The organism is Sphingopyxis sp. GW821-FHT12C06 (assembly GCF_058807415.1).
On the sequence record NZ_JBXAQR010000006.1, the window covers coordinates 323,837 to 343,528 of the forward strand.

A 19,692-nucleotide genomic window follows, 5' to 3' on the forward strand; every position below is an offset into this window, starting at 1 on the left:
CTCACCAGAAAAATCATGCGTTAACGGGGAGTCGCAGGATGCTGATCATGACACTATTGCTGGCCGCCATGGCACCGGCGCCGACCGGGACGGTCGACACGACGCGCGCGGCCTTCACCAAATGCCTGCGCGACAATGTGAAGAAGTCGCTGGAGGCCAAGACGCCGCCCGGCGAATTCGAAGTGGCGGTCAAATCGATCTGCAACGACGAACGCGCGGCCTTTCGCAGCGCCGTAATCGCGTTCGGCCGCTCGGGCGGCGATTCGGAAAAAGTCGCGTCCGAAGACGCCGACATGCAGATCGACGATTATCACGCCAACTTCGTCGACAAATACAAGGATTACAGCGAATCCAACACGATGCCCGGCGAATAGTCTCGGGCCGTGCCCTGCCCGTTCCCCGGCTTGCGCCGGGGAACACCTCGGCAGAAATTCCGCTTTCTTCTTCGCGCCGCCATCCTCACGCCGCCAGACAGCGACAGCGCAGGATGATGTCGTGCCGCCAGCCGCCGTCGCGGATGAAGGCAAAGCGCGTGCGGATCACCCGCGCGCCGACGATCGACCAGCCGTCGGTCCCCCCGCGCATTGCGGGCACCGCCGCCGTGATATGCGCGGCGGCCCGATCATCGAGGCTGCTCCCCACGCCCGCCAGCGTCAGTGTCAGGCGGATTTCGCGCCCCGCACGATCCTTGGTTCCCCAGTCGATCCCCTCGGCCGTCCCCACCGAAACATAGGGCGCGCTCGCCCGCGCCGGTACGCCGTCAAAGACGCCATGGACCAGCCCGGCCAGCTCGCTGTCGGCCGACAACAACGCCAGCGCCTTGCCGCGCACCGCCTGCTCGGCGCTGCTCATCGCCCGCCCCCCAGCGTCAACCGCCGCCAGGGCTGCCACAAGGCGGCGATCACCGCCGGCGGGGCCGCCCCCGCCCCGTCACGCGCATCGTGCAGATGCTGCGTCATACGGACAATGCCCTGACGAATCGCCTCGGGAATGCCATTGGCCCCCTCGGCCATTCCCGCGCGATAGGCGATGCGCATGCGTATCGCCTCGCCCGGGTCATGGACGGTCACAAGGGCGGTGCCGTCGCGGGCGATCACCGTCCGGTAACCCTCCTCCGCCAATTCGCGTTCGTCACCGTCCGCCCGCAACAAAACCACGCCATCCACCGCAATGACCGGGCGGGCGCGCAACGACACGGCGCGGCCCTGCAAGGGCAAAATTTCTTCGCCCGCGCGCACGACCAGCCACTGGCCGATAAAGGCCTCGCAAATATTCGTCGCGGCTCGCACAAGTTGTGCGACGACGGCATCGTCGATGCTGCCCCCCAGCCGCAACCAGTTGCGCGCCTCGTTCAGGCTCACCGGGGCCTCGCCCGGCACCAGGCTCATCGTCATCACCGCTCCTCCACCCGCATCGTTACCGACCGCTCGTCGATCTGCCCGTCGCTGATCGTCACCCGGTTGGTGACGCGATAGACATGGCCGGCGATCCCGCCGGCCAGCGTCGCCGTCGATTGCATCAGGTCGTGCGCGGCCGCCGCCACGATCACCCCGCCCGCTTCATCGGGCGCGACCGTCCAGCTGCTCGCGACTACCGCCTGCCCGTTGGGATAGGCGGCGCGCCAGTCAAATTCGAAATCGATCCGCGCGTCGGGGTCCTTCACCATCATCGCCATGGCCGCTCCTTTCTCGCTTTCAGGGTTTGCGCACAGTGGCGCGGCGGGCGGGATCGCGGACGACGCGTATCCCCTGCGCCGGGCCACGCTCGGCGCCCGGTTCGGGTCCGCCCCATTCGCTCGCCAGATCGCGGCGCGCCGCATCGCCCAGCGCGCGTGCCGCCAGCGCCGATCCGCCGATCATATCGCCACCTCCAGCGCGGCGATTCGCTGTTCCTGCGCCGCGATCAGGAACAGCGCCAGCTGGTCGGGCCGGACTCCGAACCGGTCGCACCGGATGGCCTGCTCGTCCACCCCGTCCACCCACGCGTCCCAGCACAGAAAGGCATAGGGCGTATCGCCCGGCCGTCCGTCCGCATCCAGCGGATCGATCAGCCCTTCCGCTGCCATGATCGCCCATATGGCCTGCGCGCGAACCCCGAAATGCCGCCGCGCGCCGCCTGCGCCCTTTTCCGCGATGGCATGGTTCCATTGGTAAAAGCCCAGCTCGTCCGCAATCCGCCGCGCCGCCCGCATCTCTGCCGCCGTCGCGCTGCCCCGCCATGTCTTTTCGCGCCCGTCCGACGTATTGATCGCGCCGCTGCCGGCATAGGCGACTGCCCAGCGAAAGGACGCACTGCCCAGCGACTGGCTATTGTCCGATGCCGCGCGCAGCGTGCCGCCGACCTCCAGCCGCAGGCGTTCGGTCGGCGCAAAGCTGCCATGCGCCGTCAGCCCCGCATTGCCGAACCAGCTATGCGCGCCGCCTTCCTGCGTGTGGCGCGAGGCGGCGGTACCGCGCGCGACCCATCCGCTGCCGCTGATGAACTCGCAATTATGCGTCAGGTTCGCGTCATTGGAATAACCCGAAAGATAAGCGCCGCCCGCGCCGCTATTGAGGCTGCAGCGGAACGCCGTCGCGCTGTCGCCGATGTTTGCATAGGACACATCGCAATGGACCAGCGCGCCTGCGCCCCCGCCGAAAACATGCAGGCGTGACGTTGGGCTGCTTGTCCCGACCCCCATATTGCCCGCGGCATCGACCCGCGCCCGCTCGGTGCCCGCGGTCGCGACGGCGACCATATTTGCCGCCGGCCGGAACAGTCCGCAGTCGGTGTCCGCCGCAAAACCGATCGACGGCGTGGCCGCGCTGCCGTTTTGTGCCGACAATCCGCCACTCAGTACGTGTCGGCCGTCGCCATCGCGAAACGGCAAAGTCGCCAGCGGAATATTCACCCAGCCGGCGCCGCGCCGTACCGTCAACAGGTCTTCGGACGCGCCGACCGATGCGCCGGCATGCGCCGTCGACAGCGGCTGCCGGGTCTCGATCGCGCTCGCCAACGCTGCAGCCGCCGCCTCGCTCGCAGCGAACCAGCCGGCCCCGACCGTCAGCGCGATCGTCTTCAGGCCCGGCGCGAAATCGACCGTCGCGCCCGCATTAGACGACGAGGCGACCGTTTCGCGAACCAGCCGGCCGCCGCCGTCGATCCGGCCCGTCCCGACCTCCCACTGCCCCGGCCGGGCAATCCCGGCGATGGCGTAGTGAAAGGCGACACCAACGGGCACGGCGTCGGCAAAGCGGCGGTGCCCCGGAACCGCGCCCGTGGGCGTCAGCGGTCCGGTCCCGCCCTCCTGGCACAGCTCGCGCACCAGATCGGCGAAAAAAGGGGTCGGCATGGCAAGGCCATCCTTTCCAGAAAAAGACAGATTTGTCGGAAGGGCGGAATGATGATCCGCAATTGGCGCCCGACCCGGTCCCGAAAGGGATAGGTGGCCGGGCCGGGCGCCCATCGCACACCAGCGCCGTGTCAGCTGGCGGCGAATTTCATCAGCTTGATGGCCTGTGAGTCGATGACCGCACCGCCGACCCTTTTTGTAGCATAGAAATGCACGAAGGGCTTGTTGCTGAACGGATCGCGCAGGATGCGCGTCTCGCCGCGGTCGGCGATCAAATAGCCGGCGCGGAAATTGCCGAACGCGATCGACAGGCTGTTCGCCGCCACGTCGGGCATGTCCTCGGCCTCGACGACCGGATAGCCAAGCAGGCTCGCCGCCTGTCCCTCGACCAGCCCGGGCTGCCACAGGAACGCGCCGTCGGTGGTCTTGAACTTGCGGATGCGCGCCAGCGTGTCGCTGTTCATCACCCAGGTCGCGCCCTGACGATAAGGCGCGCGCAGCGCGTGTACCAGCTCGACCAGCTTGTCCTGCGGGTTCGCCGCAGCAAAGCTCCCCGCCGCGCCCGACGCCAGATGCTGCAACGTCCCAAAGGCCCGCACGCTGTCGACCTCGTTCGTCGTCGCATAGGACAAGATGCCCTTCGGCCGATTGGTCCCGTTGCCGCTCACGAACGCACTGCCCTCGGCGACCGCAAATTCGCGCGCCAGCTCGTCGGCCAGCCAGTCCTCGACGTTGAACATCGCATCGTCGAGCATCGCCTGACTCGCCGCCGGATTGGCATAAAGCTCGCCCGATGGCGGTACGATCTCGGCAAAGCTGCGCGCCGCGGTCTCGGGCCGCGCCGCCGTTTCGCCAACCCAGCCCGCCCCCATCGCGCCCGTCGCGATCAGCTTGCGATATCCGCTCGACCCCGTCTGCACGACCGTCGCAATCGACCGGATCGGCGACAGCGATTTCAGCGTGCTTGCGATCGTCCCGTCAATCTCGCGCGGCACCGCATAGCCGCCCTCGCCTCCGCTCGCCCCCGACAGGCTCTTCATCTCGGTCCCGGCATCGATCCCGCGCCGCAAATAGCGCTCGACGAACGCATCGCGCGCCGGATCGGCCGCCTTCGCTCCATCGAGCGGCAGACGCGACGCCGCGACAGCCTGGCGCTCGACCTGCGCCTTCAGCGCCGCGACCGACGCCTTCAGATCATCGACCGCCTCCGCCGCCAGCACCGCATCAAACGCCCCGTCGAGCGCATCCGCCTTCACTTCGATCTCCACTTCCATGCTTGTCACTCCTTCATCAAAACGAAAAAGGCCGCCCCGAACGGGACGGCCCACCAGCAACTGCATTGTCATGTGATCGTCAGGGCGCGTGCTTCCACTCCAGGTCCGAAAATATGAAATCACCGGTCGAACAGGCGATCGTCAATTTCAGCGTCGAACCGAAAGTCGCCGGCAGCTTTGCCGTCTGCGCGCCCGCCATCACTTGCATTTCGGAACCGCCCAACAGCTTGATCGCGAAAGGCACCGGTTGGCCCAATGAAAAAATCTGCGGATTGCTCCGTCCTTCGACCCCGCCTTTCCTGACAGAAAAAGTGACCGAGCCGTTCCGGGCCTTCGCCTCCTCGCCCGTGAAACGAACATCGACAGAATCGCCGCCTTCGATGGCAGTCACCCTTACAAGGGCCGTCGGCACCCACCTCGGATCCTTGCGGAACTCCTTCGGCGTGATCGTCCCGCTGATCTCGAAGCCCGCGCTCGGCAGCTCGATTTCGATCGGGGAAAATCGTCCGGCTGCCGTGTCACAGCCATATCGAATCGGCGCGGCCTGCGACGCCGAAGGCGCAATGGCCATTCCCATTGCAACGGTCACCAAATGTAAAAAGCGCATGCCCTGCCTCTCCCGCCTGAAACGACCGGTGCACGCGAATTACGATGACAAGTCAACACCATCCTCGACCGCAATCACCCGCGCCAGCGGCTGCATCGGCATCGCCACCAAACTCACCTCGGCCAGATCGAGCGCCAGCAGCTCGCGCGGATTCTCCCCGCGCGCCGCCGTCACCCGATATCCAAAGGACAATCCCGTCAGCGCCCCGCGCGCGACCAGCCCCGCCGCAGCGGGATGCGTCACCCGCGCCACGACGCGCAGCCCGCGCGCATCCTCCGCCAATGTCTCGATCACCCCGATCACCACCCCCGGCCGGTGCTGCCAAAGCAAAGGCACCGCACGCCCTTCGCCCAGGCTCGCGGCAAAAGCGCCGGCGCGCACCACATCACCTCCGCGATCCACGCGGTCGAACACCGAAGCATAGCCCGCAAACCGCAAGCCCCCCTGCCGCTTGCGGGAGGGGGCTGCCATCGCCGCCCTCACCGCAGCAACCCCGGCAGCCCCAGCCTCACCGCCAGCCCGACGACCAGCGCCGCCAGCATCCCGCGTACCGCCCATTCGACCGTTGCCTTCCACGCGCTCGTCTTCGCATCGCGCCACGCGCCGAGCAGCTGGCGCAGATCGACCATGTCATCGCGCGCCGCTTCATCGGCGAGCCCCAGCCGCGCCAGCGCCCGCCGCGCGCCCAACTCGCTCGCCTCCTCGACCACCGCGCGCAGCAACGCCGCATCGGGCGCACCGGAAGCTCCGGCCGCACCCGTCCCCGCCAGCGCGATCAACCGCGCCAGCGCCTCTTCCTCATCCATGTCGCTATCTCCGGGTTAATCGACGCCCAGCAGCGCCTTCTTCTCATCGGCCGTCAGCCAATCCGCCGCCGACACCTCGCGCCACAGCGCCATCCGGTCTTCGACCAGCGCCGGCACCTTATCCAGATCGACGCGCAGTTCGGCGCCCTCGAACCAGCCCGACAGCCCCTGCGCCACCGCCCCCAAAATCTTCGCGCACAGCGGCAGCACGGTCAGCCGCCACAGCGCGCGATTGGCCTCGCGATAATTGGCATAGGTCGCATCGCCGGGCAGCCCGAGCAGCATCGGCGGCACCCCGAACGCCATCGCAATCTCGCGCGCGCTCGAATCCTTCAGCGCCAGAAAATCCATCTCGGCAGGCGACAGCGACAAGGCCTGCCACCGAAGCCCGCCCTCGAGCAGCAAGGGCCGCCCCGCATTCGCCCCGCCCGCGAAGCTCTCGGCCAATTCCTCGCGCAGCCGATCGACTTGTTCCGCCGACAAAGGCATCCCCTTGTCGCCCGGATCATGGACCAGCGCCCCCGAAGGCCGCGCCGCATTATCGAGCAAAGCGCGGTTCCACACCGCCGCCGCATTATGCGCCGCGATCGCGCTGGACGCCGCCCCCAGACACCCCGCGCCATAATGATCGTCCAATGGATGCAGCGCCTTCACATGCACCACTTGGGTCCGCCCCGCGCCATCTTCGGCGGGCAGCAGCACCCCCGCGCCGCCGGCCTTGTACCGATAAGCCACCGGCCACCCGCGGCTATCTGCCTCAACCGTCACCCGCTCGGGCCGCAGCGCGAACAGCTCCGCCGGCGCCCCCGCGCCATCGGCCAAAATCTGCACATAGCCATTGCCATGGAGCAGCAATTGCGACGCCAAAGTCTCGACAATGCCCTGTCCGCCCGACGTTGCCGACACCAGCGCCGCCAGCGCCGGATCGCTCGCCACCAACGGCGCGCTGCCCGCCGCCTCGGCGACCAGCTTCACCGCCCGCTGAACAATCGCATTGCCCAAATATCCCTCGCGCAGCTGCGCCTCATAAGACAGCGGCGCCGGCGAGGACCACGTCCCATACACCCGCGACAAAGCAGGCCGCGCAGAGGACTGCGCAGCCTTGTGGCCAAACCAGTTCATGCTGTTCTCCCCAAAAGACGCCCCGCGAAGCAGCGGATGACCGGCGCCCGGGCACTGCCGCCCGCAGCGTCGGTCGCCCGATGATTACATCGCCAGGTTCGCTTCAGCCTTCCATGTCCCGGGCGATCCGGCCTGAACGCAATACCAGCCCGGCGTGCCGCCGGCAGCGGGCGCGGCATTTTGCGCGCGATCGCCAACCGCCCAGGTTCCGGTGGTCGGCGAAGCGACGTAGTCGGCCGCGACGATCTTGTCGCCAAGACGATGACCGATGCGTCCGGCCGGAAAGCCGGCGATATTCCCGCCACCGACCTTCAGCGCGCAATTGCGAAAGATATTGCCCTCGAGCGGGAAGGTCGTCTTATCGGAGGTCGACCCGATCCCAATGCCCTGCGCGCAATTGGTCAACGTATTTCGGTCAATCACAAATTCGTTGAAATAGCGGGTCGAGCCAGACAGATAAGCCGCATAATGGACCCCATAATAGACATCGCGAATGTCGTTCTCGGTCACATCGAGATGAGGGAAGCGGAAGTTGATGCCGATATTGGCCGGATCGCTGGCCGTACCGTCGTATCCGACAATGATATTCGCATGACAACGCGACCGACGCTGGCCCGTCCCCGGCTCATATTGAATGGCGATCGCATGACCCGATGTGCGCCGGATGCTATTGCCTTCGATGTTGAAGCCGCCAAGCGTGGTGTCGCCGGCGGTCAGCCCAATATCGATGCCTATTCCAGCTGGCGACAGGATGACATTATCCTTGATTTCGGCATCCGACACTCGGGTTCCCGCCGAGATCCCTGCTGCTGCGGAATTCGCGACATAGTTTCCCCGCACTGAAATCGGCCGCGACGCCGCGGTGGTGGAACGGTTGAGAACGATCGCCGCAATGCTGCCCAGATAGTCGAGAATCAAATTGTCGGAGACGATTTCATTGCCTTGCGTGTGCACGAAAATCCCGCCTGAAAGCGAGTTTCCCGTCTCAAATCCGTTCCTCGAACAGACATTATTTGACACGATCATCGACGCGCCGGGGTTGGCGTTCTGGACATAGATGCCCGTCCAAAGCGTGTTGCGGAGCACATTGCTGGTGACCGTCACGCGCCCGCTGTCGGTGCCGCCATTGTAGGACACAAAGATGCCGTGGCGACGAACCTGCGCATTGGTCGTCGGCATCGCATATTCGGACCAGTCGGTGTCGAGCGCGACGCAGACATTGCTCGTGATCGCACAATCGGCGTCGAAGCCGAGCGCGTTGAAGACGATGCCCTGCGAGTTGTTCGACAGGCAGAAATTGTCCGAAATGACGGTTCGCCGACCCGAACTGCCCGAATAGAGGACGATGTCGCCCGCCGTCCCGTTGCCGTGGAAATTGGCGTGCAGGATATTCCCCGAAATATGGACGTTCGCGCAATCGCGCACCTGCACTCCGCACGCGTTCCAGCCGTGGATATAACAGCTCTCGATCCGGACGTTGCGTTTGCCCGCGACATAGACCGCATTGCCCTTGGCGAAATCGCCATTTGCGGCCGGATTATGCGGGCCGATGATCTCGAGGTCGGCGACGGTGCAATTATCGCCCATCTGGATGGCATTGACCTCATTGGCGGTCACCTTGATCGACCCGCCGGCTCCGCGGATCATCGTCCCGTTGGGCAAGGTGATCGGCGCGCTGATCGTCCGCGCGGTGTGGATCAACAGCGTCTTGCCAGCAGCAGCAGCGACGGCATTGTCCAGCGTGTCGAAATCGGCATCGCTGATTGTATCGCGCATCTTGGCCTGCGCGGTGCGCAAGGCGGCGCCCGTGCCCGGTTGCACGAACCCGATCATGCCCGACCCGGCCCCGGCGCCGAGCAGCGCAACGACCGGCGAGTTCATCGGGCTGATGTCGTAAATCGTCGTCAAACCGTCGCTCGACGTCAACACGCCACGATAGGATAGCGCCGCGTCGAAATAGATCGGCACGAACTTGCCGCCCGCGTCGGCGGTCACCACTGCACCGAGAGAACTGGTCAGCGCGGCATCGCCATAAACCGTCTGCGGCGTGCTGCTGCCCGCGACATAGAAATTCCACTTCGCGTTGGCGAGTGGCGTCCCGCTCGCATCGAGCGCGCGCGAGGCGTCGGTCAGTATTTCTGCTACCATGTCAAACTCCATAAAAAAGGGGGCCAGCGGCCCCCGAAAAACGACTGTGGCCGGCGCGGACCAATGCCCGCGCCGCGTAAGTCAAACCCGCGTCACCCCCGGCGCCCGCCCCTTGCGCAGCCCCTCCAGCAATTCCGCCAGCGCCCACACACACGCGTCCGCCCGATCGGGCGACCGCCCCGGCCCGGCATAACCGCCGCCGAGCTGAAACCCGCAAAGCTGGTCCTCCAGCGCGGTAAACACCCCCGCATGCACGACCTGTCCGCGCTCATAGGCGAGTGCAATCGGCTCGGCGCGCCGCGCCTTGCCGACGCTCGCATGGACCGCCCGCACCGGCAGCGCGATATTCGCCTGCGCCAGCACCGCGCCGACCATTTCTCCGCCCATATTGCTTTCGGCGACCACCCGGTCGGCGCCCCAGCGCGCCGCCGCCGCCGCGACAGCATGCGCCCACACCCCCGGCAACGCCCGCTCGACGCTCGCATCTTCCACGACCGCCAGCCGCCCGTCGCGCAGACAGGCCGCGACCACGATCCCGCACGCATCGCCATGCGACGTCGCCGGCGGATCGACCCCGATCACCACCCGCACCGGCTTGCCCGTGGCATCGGCCTCAACCCGGCACCGCTCGATCAACCCGCGCGTCCACAACGCGCCCTCGACATCCTCCAGCATTTCGCCGTTCAGCTCCTGTCGCCCCAGCCGCGTCCCGCCATAGCTTTCGAGCATCGCCGCGATGAAACTCGCGGGCAGCCATTCATTGTCGCGCGTCCGTCCCCGCGTCTCCTCCACCCCCGGCGCCGCCATCACCTTGCGCATCGCGCCATTGACCCGCGGCGTCGTCGTCACGACGACGCGAGGCCGCTCGCCCAGCCGCATCCCCAGCATCAGATTGTCCCACGCCGCCTCGCCGCGCCGCCATTTGGCCAGCTCGTCGCACCAGGCGGCATGATGTTCGGGACCGCGCAATTCCTCGCCCGCCTCGGCCGAATAGAGCGTCGCCACCGCGCCGCTCGAAAAGCGCAGCTCGCGCCGCCCCCGCACCCAGCGCGGCTGCTCGCCCTCGCGGGCAACGGCAAGCAGCCCGCTCGGCCCCTCGATCATCACCCGCTGTCCGTCGGCCAGCGTCGCCGCGACCAGCGCGATCCGCGCGCCGGGCATCGCGCGCGCCAGCTCGCTCACCCATTCGGACCCGGCCCGCGTCTTGCCGAACCCGCGCCCGGCACGGATCAGCCAGATGCGCCAGTCGCCCGGCGGGTCGCGCTGGCCGTCATTTTCAAACCCGAACCAGCGCGTCGTATATTCGGCCGTCTGCGCCTTGCTCAACCCGTGCAGCACCCGCCGCCGCTCACGCTCGGTCAGCGCGAAAAGCCGCTCCAATATATCGTCCGACTGCGCCCGCAGCGCGGCCGCATCCCCGGTCATGCACCGTCACCCTTGCCGCCGCCGGGTGCCCCGTCCTCCGGCGCATCACCCTCTGCCGGAGCAGCGCGGCGCGCGCGTTGGCGTTCGACCATCGCGATGCGCTTCAACAGCACCGCGTCGGTCTCCTCCTGCGTCGCGACATGGCACAAACGTCGCTGATGCCCGCGCCCCTGCTGAACGCTGCGCCGGTGCAGGTTCAGCACCTCGATCGCCTGCGCAACGGTCATTTTCTCGACCGGCTCCGCCCGCTCATCAAGCTCAAGCTCGCCCAGCACCTCCAGCGCGCGCCGCGCCAGCGCCATCTCCAGCCGCTCATATCCCAGTTCGAGCGCCGCCTGCCATTGCTGCGCAAACTCGGGATCGCGCCGCCGCAGCGCATAGGCCCCGCCCTCACCCATCTCGGCCGCCTTGTGCGCCCGGGTCACGTTACAGCTATGCGCCAGCTCGGTCAGGAACGTCTTGCGCCGCGCCCTGGTCCACCCCTTGGGCTTCGCCTTGCGCATTTGCGCCGGTCCGCTCTGATAGGCGGCAATCTCTTCCTCATCATCCATATCGCCTCACCCCAAAACGCAGTCGGGCCGGAACACCCCCAAAGGGGGCACCGGCCCGACTCGCAATTCTTCATGATGTGATGCTTGTGCCATATTAGCGTTACGATGTCAATATAAAACAACCTATATGGTTATCTATGAAACGCCCTTCCGCAAGCGGGAGGGGCAGCGAGACCGGGTCCGGCACCAACCGGGCCTGGTCGCAGCGGGGTGGACAGAAGCGCACCCCGCCAAAACGCCCCCATCATTTCACCAACCCCGCCCATCATGCTAGACAGGCCCCGATCAACCGGGAGCCCACACCGCATGTCCTCGCGCCTCACCGCCGCCCTTCTCCTCGCCGCCCTCTCCTCGCCCGCCGCCGCCCAAACCCCATCGGCGCCCGCCATCGACCCCGCCAACCTCACCACCACCGTCCGCACCCTCGCCTCCGACCTGTTCGAGGGCCGCGCGCCGGGGACGGCGGGGGAGGATCGCACGATCGGCTATCTGATCGGCAAGTTCGAATCGCTGGGGCTCGAGCCTGGCGGCGCCGACGGCGGCTGGACCCAGCCCGTCCCGTTGCTCCACACCCGTCTCGGCGCGCCGACGACACTCCAGTTCGACCGCAATGGCACGGTCCAGCCGCTGACGCAGGGCGAGGATATCTATGTCTCGACCCTCCAGCCGGTCGACATCGCCACGGTCGCCAGGGCACCGCTGGTCTTCGTCGGCTATGGCGTCACCGCCCCCGAACGCGGCTGGGACGATTTCAAGGGGCAGGATCTGAAGGGCAAGGTCGCGGTCTTCCTGATCAACGATCCCGACTTTTCGGCGATCAAGGGCGAAGCCGTCGCGGGCAAATTCGGCGGCCGGACGATGACCTATTATGGCCGCTGGACCTACAAGTTCGAGGAAGCCTCGCGCCGCGGCGCGATCGCGGCGCTGATCGTCCACGACACCGACGGCGTCGGCTATGGCTGGAATGTCGTCAAAAGCGGCGGCGGCGAGAATTTCGACATCGTTCGCGCGCCCGGAAAAGTCACCAGCCTCGCGCTGCAGGGTTGGCTGTCGGGCGACATGGCGACGCGGCTTTTCTCCAGCGCGGGGCTCGATCTCGCCAAGCTGCGCGTCGCCGCGCGCCGCGCCGACTTCCGCCCGGTGCCACTTCCCGGTGTCGCTTTCGACGCCGCGATCCCGGTGCAACATGACGTCGTGCAGAGCCGCAATGTCCTCGCCAAAATCACCGGCGCCAAACGCCCTGATGAGGTGGTGATGTTCGGCGCGCATTGGGACGCCTATGGCGAAGGTCCACCCGACGCTGCGGGGCGCATCTACCGCGCCGGTGCCAATGACGATGCGCTCGGCACCGCCGGCCTCCTCGAAATCGCACGGCTGTTCAAGGCCGGCCCCGCCCCCGACCGCAGCCTCGTCTTCGCGCTCTGGTCGGCCGAGGAACGCGGGCTGCTCGGTTCCGAAACCTATGCCAATGCTCCGCTCTATCCGCTCGAAAAGACCGTCGCGAACCTGACCCTCGACATCCTCCAGACCGCAGGCAAGGCCAAAGACGTCATCCTCGTCGGCAAGGGGCAGGGCAGCCTCGAAGATGATCTTGCGCGCCACGCCGCGATGCAGGGCCGCACCGTCAGCGTCGAAAGCCTCCCCGAACGCGGCCTCTTCTACCGCGCCGACCATTTCAGCCTCGCCAAGCGCGGCGTCCCCGTGCTGCTCCTGATGGGCATCGCGGGCGCCTCCGACCTCGAAAAGGGTGGCCGCCCCGCGGGGCAGGCGTGGGTCGATGCCTATACCGGCCAATGCTATCATCAGGCCTGCGACGCGTGGGACAAAAATTGGGACCTCACCGGCGCGGTCGAGGATGTCGCGGTCACCTATATGGTCGGCAAGGAACTCGCGAATTCGGCCCGCTGGCCGAGCTGGAAGGACGGTTCCGAATTCAAGGCCATCCGCGACAAGAGCGCCGCCGCGCGGAAATAGGCCTCCCCTCACGCCGCGTCGTGGAAAATCACCCCCAGCGTGTGCCGCGACCCCGCCCGCACCTCGCTCACCCCGTGGCGCATCATCACCCGATAATCGCCGCGGCTCCCCTTCACCGGCCGCGCATTCACCGCGAATAGCACCGCATCGCCCTTGCCCAGCGGCACCACCGCTGCGCGCGACTGCATGCGCGGCCGCTGCTCGGTCAGCACAAACTCGCCGCCGCTGAAATCCGCCCCCGGTGCCGACAACAGCACCGCGACCTGCAACGGAAACACATGCTCTCCGTACAGATCCTGATGCAGGCAATTATAGTCGCCCGCGCCATATTTCAGCAGCAGCGGGGTCGGCCGCGCCTGTCCCGCATCATGGCAGCGGGCCAGAAATTCGCCATGGTCGGCGGGAAAGCGGACATCCATCCCCATCCGCTCGTGCCAGCGGTTCGCGATGGGCGCCAGTCGCGGATAAAGTGTGCGCCGCAACGTGCCAACGAGCGGCGGCAACGGATAGGCGAAATAGCGATATTCGCCGCGCCCGAAGCCGTGCCGCGCCATATGCACCCGGCTGCGGAACAGATCGTCGCGGTCATAAAGCCCAGCGATCCCGTCGCATTCCGCGTCGCTCAGCAACCCGGGCAGCACCGCCCAGCCCTCGCGGTCGAGCGCCGCCGCCACCGCATCCCCGTCCAGCGCCGCGATCCGCGCGCTCATCTCGATCTCGTTTGTCATGCCTGCGCCCTGCCAGCCGCCACGATCGCCCGCGCCCCGTTTCTTGCGCTCAAATTCACCGCGTCGCGATCAACAGCCCGGCTTCGCCTCCATCGTCGCCGGCCAGCGCAGTTCATAAGTGACCAGAAAGCCGTCATGGTCCGACAATTGCGGCCCGCTCGGCCCGCCGTCGAACATCGCCTCGACCTTGATCGGGCGCACCATCAGCCGCTCGCCATCGGCGAAAAACTGCAAATCCTGCGTGTCCATCCACGGCGCGTCGCCATCCCACGACATTTTGACGTCGCATCCCGCTGCGGGATCGACACACACCTCGTGCACCAGCGTCAGCGGGTGATAGCGCGAGAACTCCTCCCAACGCGCCTCCGAATGGCGCATGTTGAAGTCGCCGCCAAAGATCAGCGGGAAGGCCATATCCTGTGTCCGCGCAATAAACTCTGACGCCGCGACCGCCTGCCGCGCGTGCGCCTCGCGGTCGCGCGCTTCCGACACGCCCGACGCGCCGCGCGAGTTCATATGGGTGTTATAGATATCGACCGGCGTCGGCACCCCGGGCATCGCGATCCGCGCCAGCATCACTCCCTTGTTCGCAAGACAGTCGAGCCCGGCGCAGGCGCGCAGGCCATAGGCATCGAGCGTGGTGTCGACGATCGGATAGCGTGACGCGATCGCCAGCCCGCCGCCGAGCAGCCGGATTCCCGCCTCGCCCTTCAGCGGCTTCGCCTTGCCGGGGATTTTGTCCTGCCCCGATATCGAGGATGGCGTCGTCCGGCGCGGACCCGGCGCAATCGCCGGATAGCCGCTCGCCGCGACCGCGCGTTTCGCGGCGCTACTGAACATCTCCTGGAACAGCACCACATCGGGCGCGGTGCCTTCGGCGTGCATCGCCGCCAGCCGTTCGCCGATGGCCTTCAACTCGCGCGCCCGCCCCTTGCGCGCCGGCCAGCCCAGCCCTTCCAGATTATAGGTCAGGACCGTCAGCGTCGCGGTCGCCACTTCACCCGACATCGTGACCGGGGCTGCGGGCGCGGCGTCGCACGCCATCACGCGCAGCGGCGGTTTCGGCCCGCATGCCGATAGCGCCAGCGCGGCGATGGCAATCATCTTCGTTCGTCTCACCCGCACCCTTTCGTCGCCGTCCGCCAGCCTCTATGTCGGTCCGCATGAACGACGACAAAATCTACATCAGCGCAAACGACCTCCTCGCCGATTCGCTGCGGCTCGGCATGCAGGTCGTCGACAGCGGGTTCAAGCCCACCCACCTCGTCGGCATCTGGCGCGGCGGCGCGCCGGTCGGCATCGCGGTGCAGGAACTGCTCGACTATCACCAGATCCACTGCGACCACATCGCGATCCGCACCTCCTCCTATCACGGCATCGACCGTCAGGATCCCGAGGTGAAGGTGTTCGCACTCGGCTATCTGATCGACACTCTCGACCCCGACGACCGCCTGCTCATCATCGACGATGTGTTCGACAGCGGCCGCAGCATCCGCGCCTTCATCGCCGAATTGAAAGCGCGCTGCCGCCACAATATGCCGCGTGACATCCGCATCGCCACGGTTTATTTCAAGCCACGCCGCAACGTGACCGACCTCCATCCTGATTTCTTCGTCCACGAAACCGACCGCTGGCTGATCTTCCCGCACGAAATCAACGGGCTGACGATCGAGGAAATCCGCCGCCACAAGCCCGAGGCGGCGATTATCCTGCGCGAAGAGGAACCGCCGCATGGCTGAAGGCTTCACCTCCGCCGCCGAGCGCGCCGCCTTCATCGCCGGCCTGCCCAAGGCCGAGTTGCACCTTCATATCGAAGGCTCGCTCGAACCCGAGCTGATGTTCGAACTCGCGCAACGCAACAATGTCACCATCCCCTTCGCCAGCGTCGAAGAGGTCCGCGCCGCCTACGCCTTCGCGAATCTTCAGGATTTCCTCGATATTTACTATCAGGGCATGGGCGTCCTCCACACCGAACAGGATTTCCACGACCTCACCGCCGCCTATCTGGCACGCGCCCACGCCGATAACGTCCGCCACGTCGAAATCTTCTTCGATCCGCAGGGGCATACCGCGCGCGGCATCGCCTTCGCCACCGTCATCGCGGGCATCACCCGCGCCCTCGACGAGGCACAGGCGCACCACGGCATCAGTTCGAAACTCATCCTCTGTTTCCTGCGCCACCTCAGCGAAGCCGACGCCGAGGCCACGCTCGACGAAGCCCTCCCGCACCTCGACCGCATCGACGGCGTGGGATTGGACTCCTCCGAAGTCGGCCATCCGCCGTCGAAGTTCCAACGCGTCTTCGCCCGCGCCCGCACCCTCGGCCTCAAAATCGTCGCGCACGCCGGCGAGGAGGGCCCGCCCGCTTACGTCCATGAAGCGCTCGATCTGCTGAAAATCGACCGCATCGACCATGGCAACCGGAGCCTCGAAGATCCCGCGCTCGTGGCGCGCCTCGCGGCTGAGGGCATATGCCTCACCGTCTGCCCGCTCTCGAACCTCAAGCTTTGCGTTGTCGATGATCTCGCCGCGCACCCGCTCCGGGTCATGCTCGATGCGGGACTGGTCGCCACGGTCAATTCGGACGATCCCAGCTATTTCGGCGGCTATGTGAATGCCAATTATCTGGCGGTCGCCGACGCGCTCGACCTGTCGCGCGCCGAGCTCGTCACGCTCGCCCGCAACAGCTTCACCGGCTCATTTCTGGATGACGAAGCCAAGGCGCGCCACCTCGCGACGATCGACGCCTACGTCTGAACCATAGAGAAAATCGCGCGCCTCACCGTCAGCCGGTGAGCAGCACACCCCGATAAGCGGGCTCTTCAAACGCCCGCCCGGCGCCCATCGCGACGCAGATCAGCGCATCGTCGGACACCCGGACATCCAGCCCGGTCGCCCGCGCGATCGCAATATCCATGCGGCGCAGCAGCGCTCCGCCACCGGTCAGCGTAATGCCTTCGTCGATGATGTCGGCCGACAGTTCGGGCGGCGTATGCTCGAGCGCGGCACGCACCGCGCTGATGATCTGCCCCACCGGTTCGGCAAGTGCCTCGGCAATCTCGGCTTCGGACACCTGAACCTCGGCCGGCCGGCCATTGACCAGATCGCGGCCCTTAACCGCCATCACCATGCCGTCACCCTCGGGCGCGGTGGCGCAGCCGATGGCGAGTTTGACGCGCTCGGCGGTCATTTCGCCGATCATCAGATTATGTTTGCGGCGGATGTAAGAGGAAATCATCTCGTCCATCTTGTCGCCGCCGACGCGCACCGAATTGCTGTAGGCAACCCCGCTCAGCGACAGCACCGCGACCTCGGTGGTCCCGCCGCCGATATCGACGACCATCGCGCCCACGGGTTCGGCAACCTGCAATCCCGCGCCGATCGCCGCCGCCAGCGCCTCTTCGATCAGCTTGACCGTGACCGCGCCCGCGTTGGACGCGGCATCGCGGATCGCGCGGCGTTCGACCATCGTCGATCCCGACGGCACGCAAATCACGACATTGCTGCGCTGGCGAAAACGGCTCGGCCCGCCCAGCGCCTTGTCGATGAAATATTTGATCATCTGTTCGGCGACGTCGATGTCGGCGATCACCCCGTCGCGAAGCGGGCGGATCGCCTCGATATTGCCGGGGGTCTTGCCCATCATCAGCTTGGCTTCATTGCCAACGACCTTGACCCGGCGAACGCCATCGCGCGTTTCCAGCGCGACGACCGAGGGTTCGTTGAGGACGATGCCGCGGTCGCGAACATAGACGACCGTGTTAACGGTCCCAAGGTCGATAGCCAGATCGTGCGCGGACGATGCGAACCGGTTGAAAAACTTCATATGGGGGCCAGAGCCTTCAGAAATAGGCGGGGAGAATCAGGCGCGGCTGGCCGTTTGGCGCCTTCGACGTCTGTGGCGTCCCGCCTGCGGCGAAGGCGCGGGCACGTCAACCTTTCATGCGGCCAAAGCGGTGTTTTCTTCGGTCCGAACGATGCGATCGCCCCAATATTTGTCGCTCAGACGCCCGCCGCGGCCCAAGGCGCGACCTTGATCATCGCCCGCGCAAACAAATCCGACTCCACCAGCCCTGTCAGCCAATCCCGCACCCGCAGCGGCGCATGGCCCCCGAACCATGCCGGATCAACCCCGGCGAACTGGCGCACGAACGGAAAGATCGCAACATCGCCAAATCCCCGCGTCGCGCCGTCCAGATAGTCCCGCTCCGCCAGCCGGACGTCCAGCCGCTCCGCCAGCATCGCCAGCCCGGCCGCCCGATGTTCCAATGGATCGACGCCATAGCGCCCGGCATATTTGTAACGGTCGAGATGCTGTTTGAACGCTCCGTCAAACTCCACGACCAGCGCCGCATCGCTACGCCCCAGCCAATCCTCGGGATCGCCCCGCCCCAGCGCCCAGCGCATGATGTCGACACTCTCGTCGATCACCGCCCCGTCCGCCAGCACCAGCACGGGCACCGTCCCTTTGGGCGACGCCGCGAGCATCGCGGCCGGCTTGGCGCGCAGCACCACCTCTCGATGGTCACAGGAAATGCCACTCACCAGCAAAGCCATCCGCGCCCGCATCGCATAGGGGCAACGGCGAAAGCTGTAGAGGATCGGGATATCGTTCATCGCCTGCGCCATAGCCGATGACCATCGCCATTCCTATTATGCCTATTATGGCCACCGCGACAATGATCGCGATCGCGATTATCGGTGGCGCCGCGGGTGCGCTGCCCGGACGCGAGATCGATCGCGGCGGTCGCCGCTGCTAGCGCGGCGATGACCGCGGACCACCGCTTGCGCCCGCGCGAGTGGCAGTCCGCCCATCCGGATCTCGACCGGCCCCGTCATCCCTCCCACGGCCCGTCAAGCTGACGCCCCGGCGGCGCAGGGTCGCACCCGGTTGCGCAGGCCGGATTTCGACATCGAGAGGAGGGCCCGTTTCGCGGCGCCTGTTTTCCGGCTTCGCGACCAGAATGTGATCCCGGTCACCGAATGCCGGGGTGAAAACCTGTCTAACGCCTCCACCGGGGATCCACTTTCCACCCTGACAGTTCCGCCGGCGCGGGCATGGACTTTTTGTGCATTATCTGATTGATAATACATAGTTAAACTTCATGATCAGAGCCCATCAGAAAGAGACCATCGAATGAAATATCATCGGCCCCATTGGGCGCTGGCTTTGCTCGGCGCCATGTCGGCGATCACGACTGCGGCCGCCGCGCAGGATCGGGTGGAGGGACAGGACCCTGGCTTCCTGCCCCGTTTCGAAGGAGCGGATATTCGCCAGTATCGCCAGACCTCGCTCAACCAGATCGTCATTCCGACCGGCCCCGTCGCCGACGAAAAACGCCCTCCCAGCATGGAACTTCTGGAAGGCGCGATCACCCATATCGACTATCTGGTGACGCCAGCCGTGGCGCCGCTGGCGATCGAGCAGCGTTACCGCGCCATGCTGGATCGGACCGGCTATGAAATCGTCTTCGACTGTCATGGCGAACGCCAGTGCGGGCGGGACATGGCAAGCCTGATCCTGAACAGCGGCCACGTCGCTCCTGCGGGACTGGCCGACGGCATTTTCAGCGACGGGATCAGGCTTCTCGTCGCGCGCAAGGGCCGGGACTGGGTGCTAATGCACGTGAACAGCGGCCCCGATGCCGCGCACGCCTATGTCGCGACGGTTGCCAACGGCGTGGCCCCGCAATAGCCATGGCTGACCGCGCGCGGTGCGGCGGCAG

22 protein-coding genes are annotated in these 19,692 nt (G+C 66.3%); 5 read left to right on the plus strand and 17 right to left on the minus strand.

Features of this window, described 5'->3' with window-relative positions:
* Window positions 1-47: 47 nt before the first annotated feature.
* Window positions 48-374 (plus strand): hypothetical protein, encoded by a 327-nt coding sequence (locus AC1RRJ_RS19180; RefSeq protein ID WP_493125646.1) that lies wholly within the window; start codon window positions 48-50, stop codon window positions 372-374.
* A gap of 85 nt (window positions 375-459) precedes the next feature.
* Here AC1RRJ_RS19180 and AC1RRJ_RS19185 read toward each other — a convergent pair whose 3' ends face one another.
* From AC1RRJ_RS19185 to AC1RRJ_RS19245, 13 genes are all read right to left on the minus strand, one after another.
* The gene (locus AC1RRJ_RS19185) at window positions 460-852 is read right to left on the minus strand and encodes a DUF3168 domain-containing protein (RefSeq protein WP_493125648.1); all 393 of its coding nucleotides are present in this window, start codon (window positions 850-852) and stop codon (window positions 460-462) included.
* Window positions 849-1,388 (minus strand): head-tail connector protein, encoded by a 540-nt coding sequence (locus AC1RRJ_RS19190; protein WP_493125650.1) that lies wholly within the window; start codon window positions 1,386-1,388, stop codon window positions 849-851. Before AC1RRJ_RS19190 ends, AC1RRJ_RS19185 begins: the two co-directional genes overlap by 4 nt.
* A 5-nt stretch (window positions 1,389-1,393) precedes the next feature.
* Entirely contained in the window at window positions 1,394-1,675 is a 282-nt protein-coding gene (locus tag AC1RRJ_RS19195) for a phage fiber-tail adaptor protein (protein ID WP_493125652.1), read from the minus strand.
* 19 nt (window positions 1,676-1,694) lie between these two features.
* On the minus strand, window positions 1,695-1,859 hold the full coding sequence (locus tag AC1RRJ_RS19200; RefSeq protein WP_493125654.1) for a hypothetical protein: 165 nt from the start codon (window positions 1,857-1,859) through the stop codon (window positions 1,695-1,697).
* Complete coding sequence (locus AC1RRJ_RS19205) at window positions 1,856-3,331, minus strand: tail fiber domain-containing protein (RefSeq protein ID WP_493125656.1); 1,476 nt, start codon at window positions 3,329-3,331, stop codon at window positions 1,856-1,858. Before AC1RRJ_RS19205 ends, AC1RRJ_RS19200 begins: the two co-directional genes overlap by 4 nt.
* Window positions 3,332-3,462: 131 nt before the next feature.
* A complete protein-coding gene (locus tag AC1RRJ_RS19210; protein WP_493125658.1) occupies window positions 3,463-4,605 on the minus strand; it encodes a phage major capsid protein in 1,143 nt (380 codons plus the stop codon).
* Window positions 4,606-4,684: 79 nt separating this feature from the next.
* On the minus strand, window positions 4,685-5,176 hold the full coding sequence (locus tag AC1RRJ_RS19215; RefSeq protein WP_493125660.1) for a hypothetical protein: 492 nt from the start codon (window positions 5,174-5,176) through the stop codon (window positions 4,685-4,687).
* A 75-nt stretch (window positions 5,177-5,251) separates the two neighbouring features.
* Window positions 5,252-5,683, minus strand: a complete 432-nt coding sequence (locus AC1RRJ_RS19220; protein WP_493125662.1) for an HK97 family phage prohead protease — start codon at window positions 5,681-5,683, stop codon at window positions 5,252-5,254.
* A gap of 8 nt (window positions 5,684-5,691) precedes the next feature.
* Entirely contained in the window at window positions 5,692-6,018 is a 327-nt protein-coding gene (locus AC1RRJ_RS19225; protein WP_493125664.1) for a DUF6127 family protein, read from the minus strand.
* A 15-nt stretch (window positions 6,019-6,033) separates the two neighbouring features.
* Window positions 6,034-7,140 (minus strand): phage portal protein, encoded by a 1,107-nt coding sequence (locus AC1RRJ_RS19230; protein WP_493125666.1) that lies wholly within the window; start codon window positions 7,138-7,140, stop codon window positions 6,034-6,036.
* 84 nt (window positions 7,141-7,224) lie between these two features.
* Window positions 7,225-9,288, minus strand: coding sequence for a right-handed parallel beta-helix repeat-containing protein (locus AC1RRJ_RS19235; RefSeq protein ID WP_493125668.1), 2,064 nt, complete (start codon window positions 9,286-9,288; stop codon window positions 7,225-7,227).
* A gap of 81 nt (window positions 9,289-9,369) precedes the next feature.
* Window positions 9,370-10,713: a DNA-packaging protein gene (locus AC1RRJ_RS19240; RefSeq protein ID WP_493125670.1), complete on the minus strand. Its 1,344-nt coding sequence runs from the start codon at window positions 10,711-10,713 to the stop codon at window positions 9,370-9,372.
* Window positions 10,710-11,264, minus strand: coding sequence for a hypothetical protein (locus AC1RRJ_RS19245; protein WP_493125672.1), 555 nt, complete (start codon window positions 11,262-11,264; stop codon window positions 10,710-10,712). Before AC1RRJ_RS19245 ends, AC1RRJ_RS19240 begins: the two co-directional genes overlap by 4 nt.
* Before the next feature lie 306 nt (window positions 11,265-11,570).
* Between AC1RRJ_RS19245 and AC1RRJ_RS19250 the strand changes: the two genes are divergently transcribed.
* On the plus strand, window positions 11,571-13,238 hold the full coding sequence (locus tag AC1RRJ_RS19250) for a M28 family metallopeptidase (protein ID WP_493125674.1): 1,668 nt from the start codon (window positions 11,571-11,573) through the stop codon (window positions 13,236-13,238).
* Between the two features lie 8 nt (window positions 13,239-13,246).
* Here the strand turns inward: AC1RRJ_RS19250 and AC1RRJ_RS19255 are convergent, their stop codons facing one another.
* Window positions 13,247-13,948, minus strand: coding sequence for a 2OG-Fe(II) oxygenase (locus tag AC1RRJ_RS19255; protein ID WP_493125743.1), 702 nt, complete (start codon window positions 13,946-13,948; stop codon window positions 13,247-13,249).
* A gap of 87 nt (window positions 13,949-14,035) precedes the next feature.
* Entirely contained in the window at window positions 14,036-15,070 is a 1,035-nt protein-coding gene (locus AC1RRJ_RS19260; RefSeq protein ID WP_493125676.1) for an endonuclease/exonuclease/phosphatase family protein, read from the minus strand.
* A gap of 59 nt (window positions 15,071-15,129) precedes the next feature.
* Between AC1RRJ_RS19260 and AC1RRJ_RS19265 the strand changes: the two genes are divergently transcribed.
* Both AC1RRJ_RS19265 and AC1RRJ_RS19270 read left to right on the plus strand, forming a co-directional pair.
* The gene (locus AC1RRJ_RS19265; RefSeq protein ID WP_493125678.1) at window positions 15,130-15,705 is read left to right on the plus strand and encodes a phosphoribosyltransferase; all 576 of its coding nucleotides are present in this window, start codon (window positions 15,130-15,132) and stop codon (window positions 15,703-15,705) included.
* Complete coding sequence (locus AC1RRJ_RS19270) at window positions 15,698-16,723, plus strand: adenosine deaminase (RefSeq protein ID WP_493125680.1); 1,026 nt, start codon at window positions 15,698-15,700, stop codon at window positions 16,721-16,723. The genes AC1RRJ_RS19265 and AC1RRJ_RS19270 overlap by 8 nt, the downstream gene beginning before the upstream one ends.
* A 28-nt stretch (window positions 16,724-16,751) precedes the next feature.
* Here the strand turns inward: AC1RRJ_RS19270 and AC1RRJ_RS19275 are convergent, their stop codons facing one another.
* Together AC1RRJ_RS19275 and AC1RRJ_RS19280 are read right to left on the minus strand one after the other, a co-directional pair.
* On the minus strand, window positions 16,752-17,792 hold the full coding sequence (locus AC1RRJ_RS19275) for a rod shape-determining protein (RefSeq protein ID WP_493125682.1): 1,041 nt from the start codon (window positions 17,790-17,792) through the stop codon (window positions 16,752-16,754).
* Between the two features lie 176 nt (window positions 17,793-17,968).
* Entirely contained in the window at window positions 17,969-18,583 is a 615-nt protein-coding gene (locus tag AC1RRJ_RS19280; RefSeq protein WP_493125684.1) for a glutathione S-transferase, read from the minus strand.
* 520 nt (window positions 18,584-19,103) lie between these two features.
* Here AC1RRJ_RS19280 and AC1RRJ_RS19285 point away from each other — a divergent pair.
* A complete protein-coding gene (locus tag AC1RRJ_RS19285; protein WP_493125686.1) occupies window positions 19,104-19,661 on the plus strand; it encodes a hypothetical protein in 558 nt (185 codons plus the stop codon).
* Window positions 19,662-19,692: the final 31 nt, after the last annotated feature.

Excerpts from the sequence above, each read along its gene's own strand:
- AC1RRJ_RS19180 (WP_493125646.1), top strand. The coding sequence starts at position 48 with ATGACACTATTGCTGGCCGCCATGGCACCGGCGCCGACCGGGACGGTC.
- AC1RRJ_RS19185 (WP_493125648.1), bottom strand. The coding sequence starts at position 852 with ATGAGCAGCGCCGAGCAGGCGGTGCGCGGCAAGGCGCTGGCGTTGTTG.
- AC1RRJ_RS19190 (WP_493125650.1), bottom strand. The coding sequence starts at position 1,388 with ATGAGCCTGGTGCCGGGCGAGGCCCCGGTGAGCCTGAACGAGGCGCGC.
- AC1RRJ_RS19195 (WP_493125652.1), bottom strand. The coding sequence starts at position 1,675 with ATGGCGATGATGGTGAAGGACCCCGACGCGCGGATCGATTTCGAATTT.
- AC1RRJ_RS19200 (WP_493125654.1), bottom strand. The coding sequence starts at position 1,859 with ATGATCGGCGGATCGGCGCTGGCGGCACGCGCGCTGGGCGATGCGGCG.
- AC1RRJ_RS19205 (WP_493125656.1), bottom strand. The coding sequence starts at position 3,331 with ATGCCGACCCCTTTTTTCGCCGATCTGGTGCGCGAGCTGTGCCAGGAG.
- AC1RRJ_RS19210 (WP_493125658.1), bottom strand. The coding sequence starts at position 4,605 with ATGGAAGTGGAGATCGAAGTGAAGGCGGATGCGCTCGACGGGGCGTTT.
- AC1RRJ_RS19215 (WP_493125660.1), bottom strand. The coding sequence starts at position 5,176 with ATGGCCATTGCGCCTTCGGCGTCGCAGGCCGCGCCGATTCGATATGGC.
- AC1RRJ_RS19220 (WP_493125662.1), bottom strand. The coding sequence starts at position 5,683 with ATGGCAGCCCCCTCCCGCAAGCGGCAGGGGGGCTTGCGGTTTGCGGGC.
- AC1RRJ_RS19225 (WP_493125664.1), bottom strand. The coding sequence starts at position 6,018 with ATGGATGAGGAAGAGGCGCTGGCGCGGTTGATCGCGCTGGCGGGGACG.
- AC1RRJ_RS19230 (WP_493125666.1), bottom strand. The coding sequence starts at position 7,140 with ATGAACTGGTTTGGCCACAAGGCTGCGCAGTCCTCTGCGCGGCCTGCT.
- AC1RRJ_RS19235 (WP_493125668.1), bottom strand. The coding sequence starts at position 9,288 with ATGGTAGCAGAAATACTGACCGACGCCTCGCGCGCGCTCGATGCGAGC.
- AC1RRJ_RS19240 (WP_493125670.1), bottom strand. The coding sequence starts at position 10,713 with ATGACCGGGGATGCGGCCGCGCTGCGGGCGCAGTCGGACGATATATTG.
- AC1RRJ_RS19245 (WP_493125672.1), bottom strand. The coding sequence starts at position 11,264 with ATGGATGATGAGGAAGAGATTGCCGCCTATCAGAGCGGACCGGCGCAA.
- AC1RRJ_RS19250 (WP_493125674.1), top strand. The coding sequence starts at position 11,571 with ATGTCCTCGCGCCTCACCGCCGCCCTTCTCCTCGCCGCCCTCTCCTCG.
- AC1RRJ_RS19255 (WP_493125743.1), bottom strand. The coding sequence starts at position 13,948 with ATGAGCGCGCGGATCGCGGCGCTGGACGGGGATGCGGTGGCGGCGGCG.
- AC1RRJ_RS19260 (WP_493125676.1), bottom strand. The coding sequence starts at position 15,070 with ATGATTGCCATCGCCGCGCTGGCGCTATCGGCATGCGGGCCGAAACCG.
- AC1RRJ_RS19265 (WP_493125678.1), top strand. The coding sequence starts at position 15,130 with ATGAACGACGACAAAATCTACATCAGCGCAAACGACCTCCTCGCCGAT.
- AC1RRJ_RS19270 (WP_493125680.1), top strand. The coding sequence starts at position 15,698 with ATGGCTGAAGGCTTCACCTCCGCCGCCGAGCGCGCCGCCTTCATCGCC.
- AC1RRJ_RS19275 (WP_493125682.1), bottom strand. The coding sequence starts at position 17,792 with ATGAAGTTTTTCAACCGGTTCGCATCGTCCGCGCACGATCTGGCTATC.
- AC1RRJ_RS19280 (WP_493125684.1), bottom strand. The coding sequence starts at position 18,583 with ATGAACGATATCCCGATCCTCTACAGCTTTCGCCGTTGCCCCTATGCG.
- AC1RRJ_RS19285 (WP_493125686.1), top strand. The coding sequence starts at position 19,104 with ATGAAATATCATCGGCCCCATTGGGCGCTGGCTTTGCTCGGCGCCATG.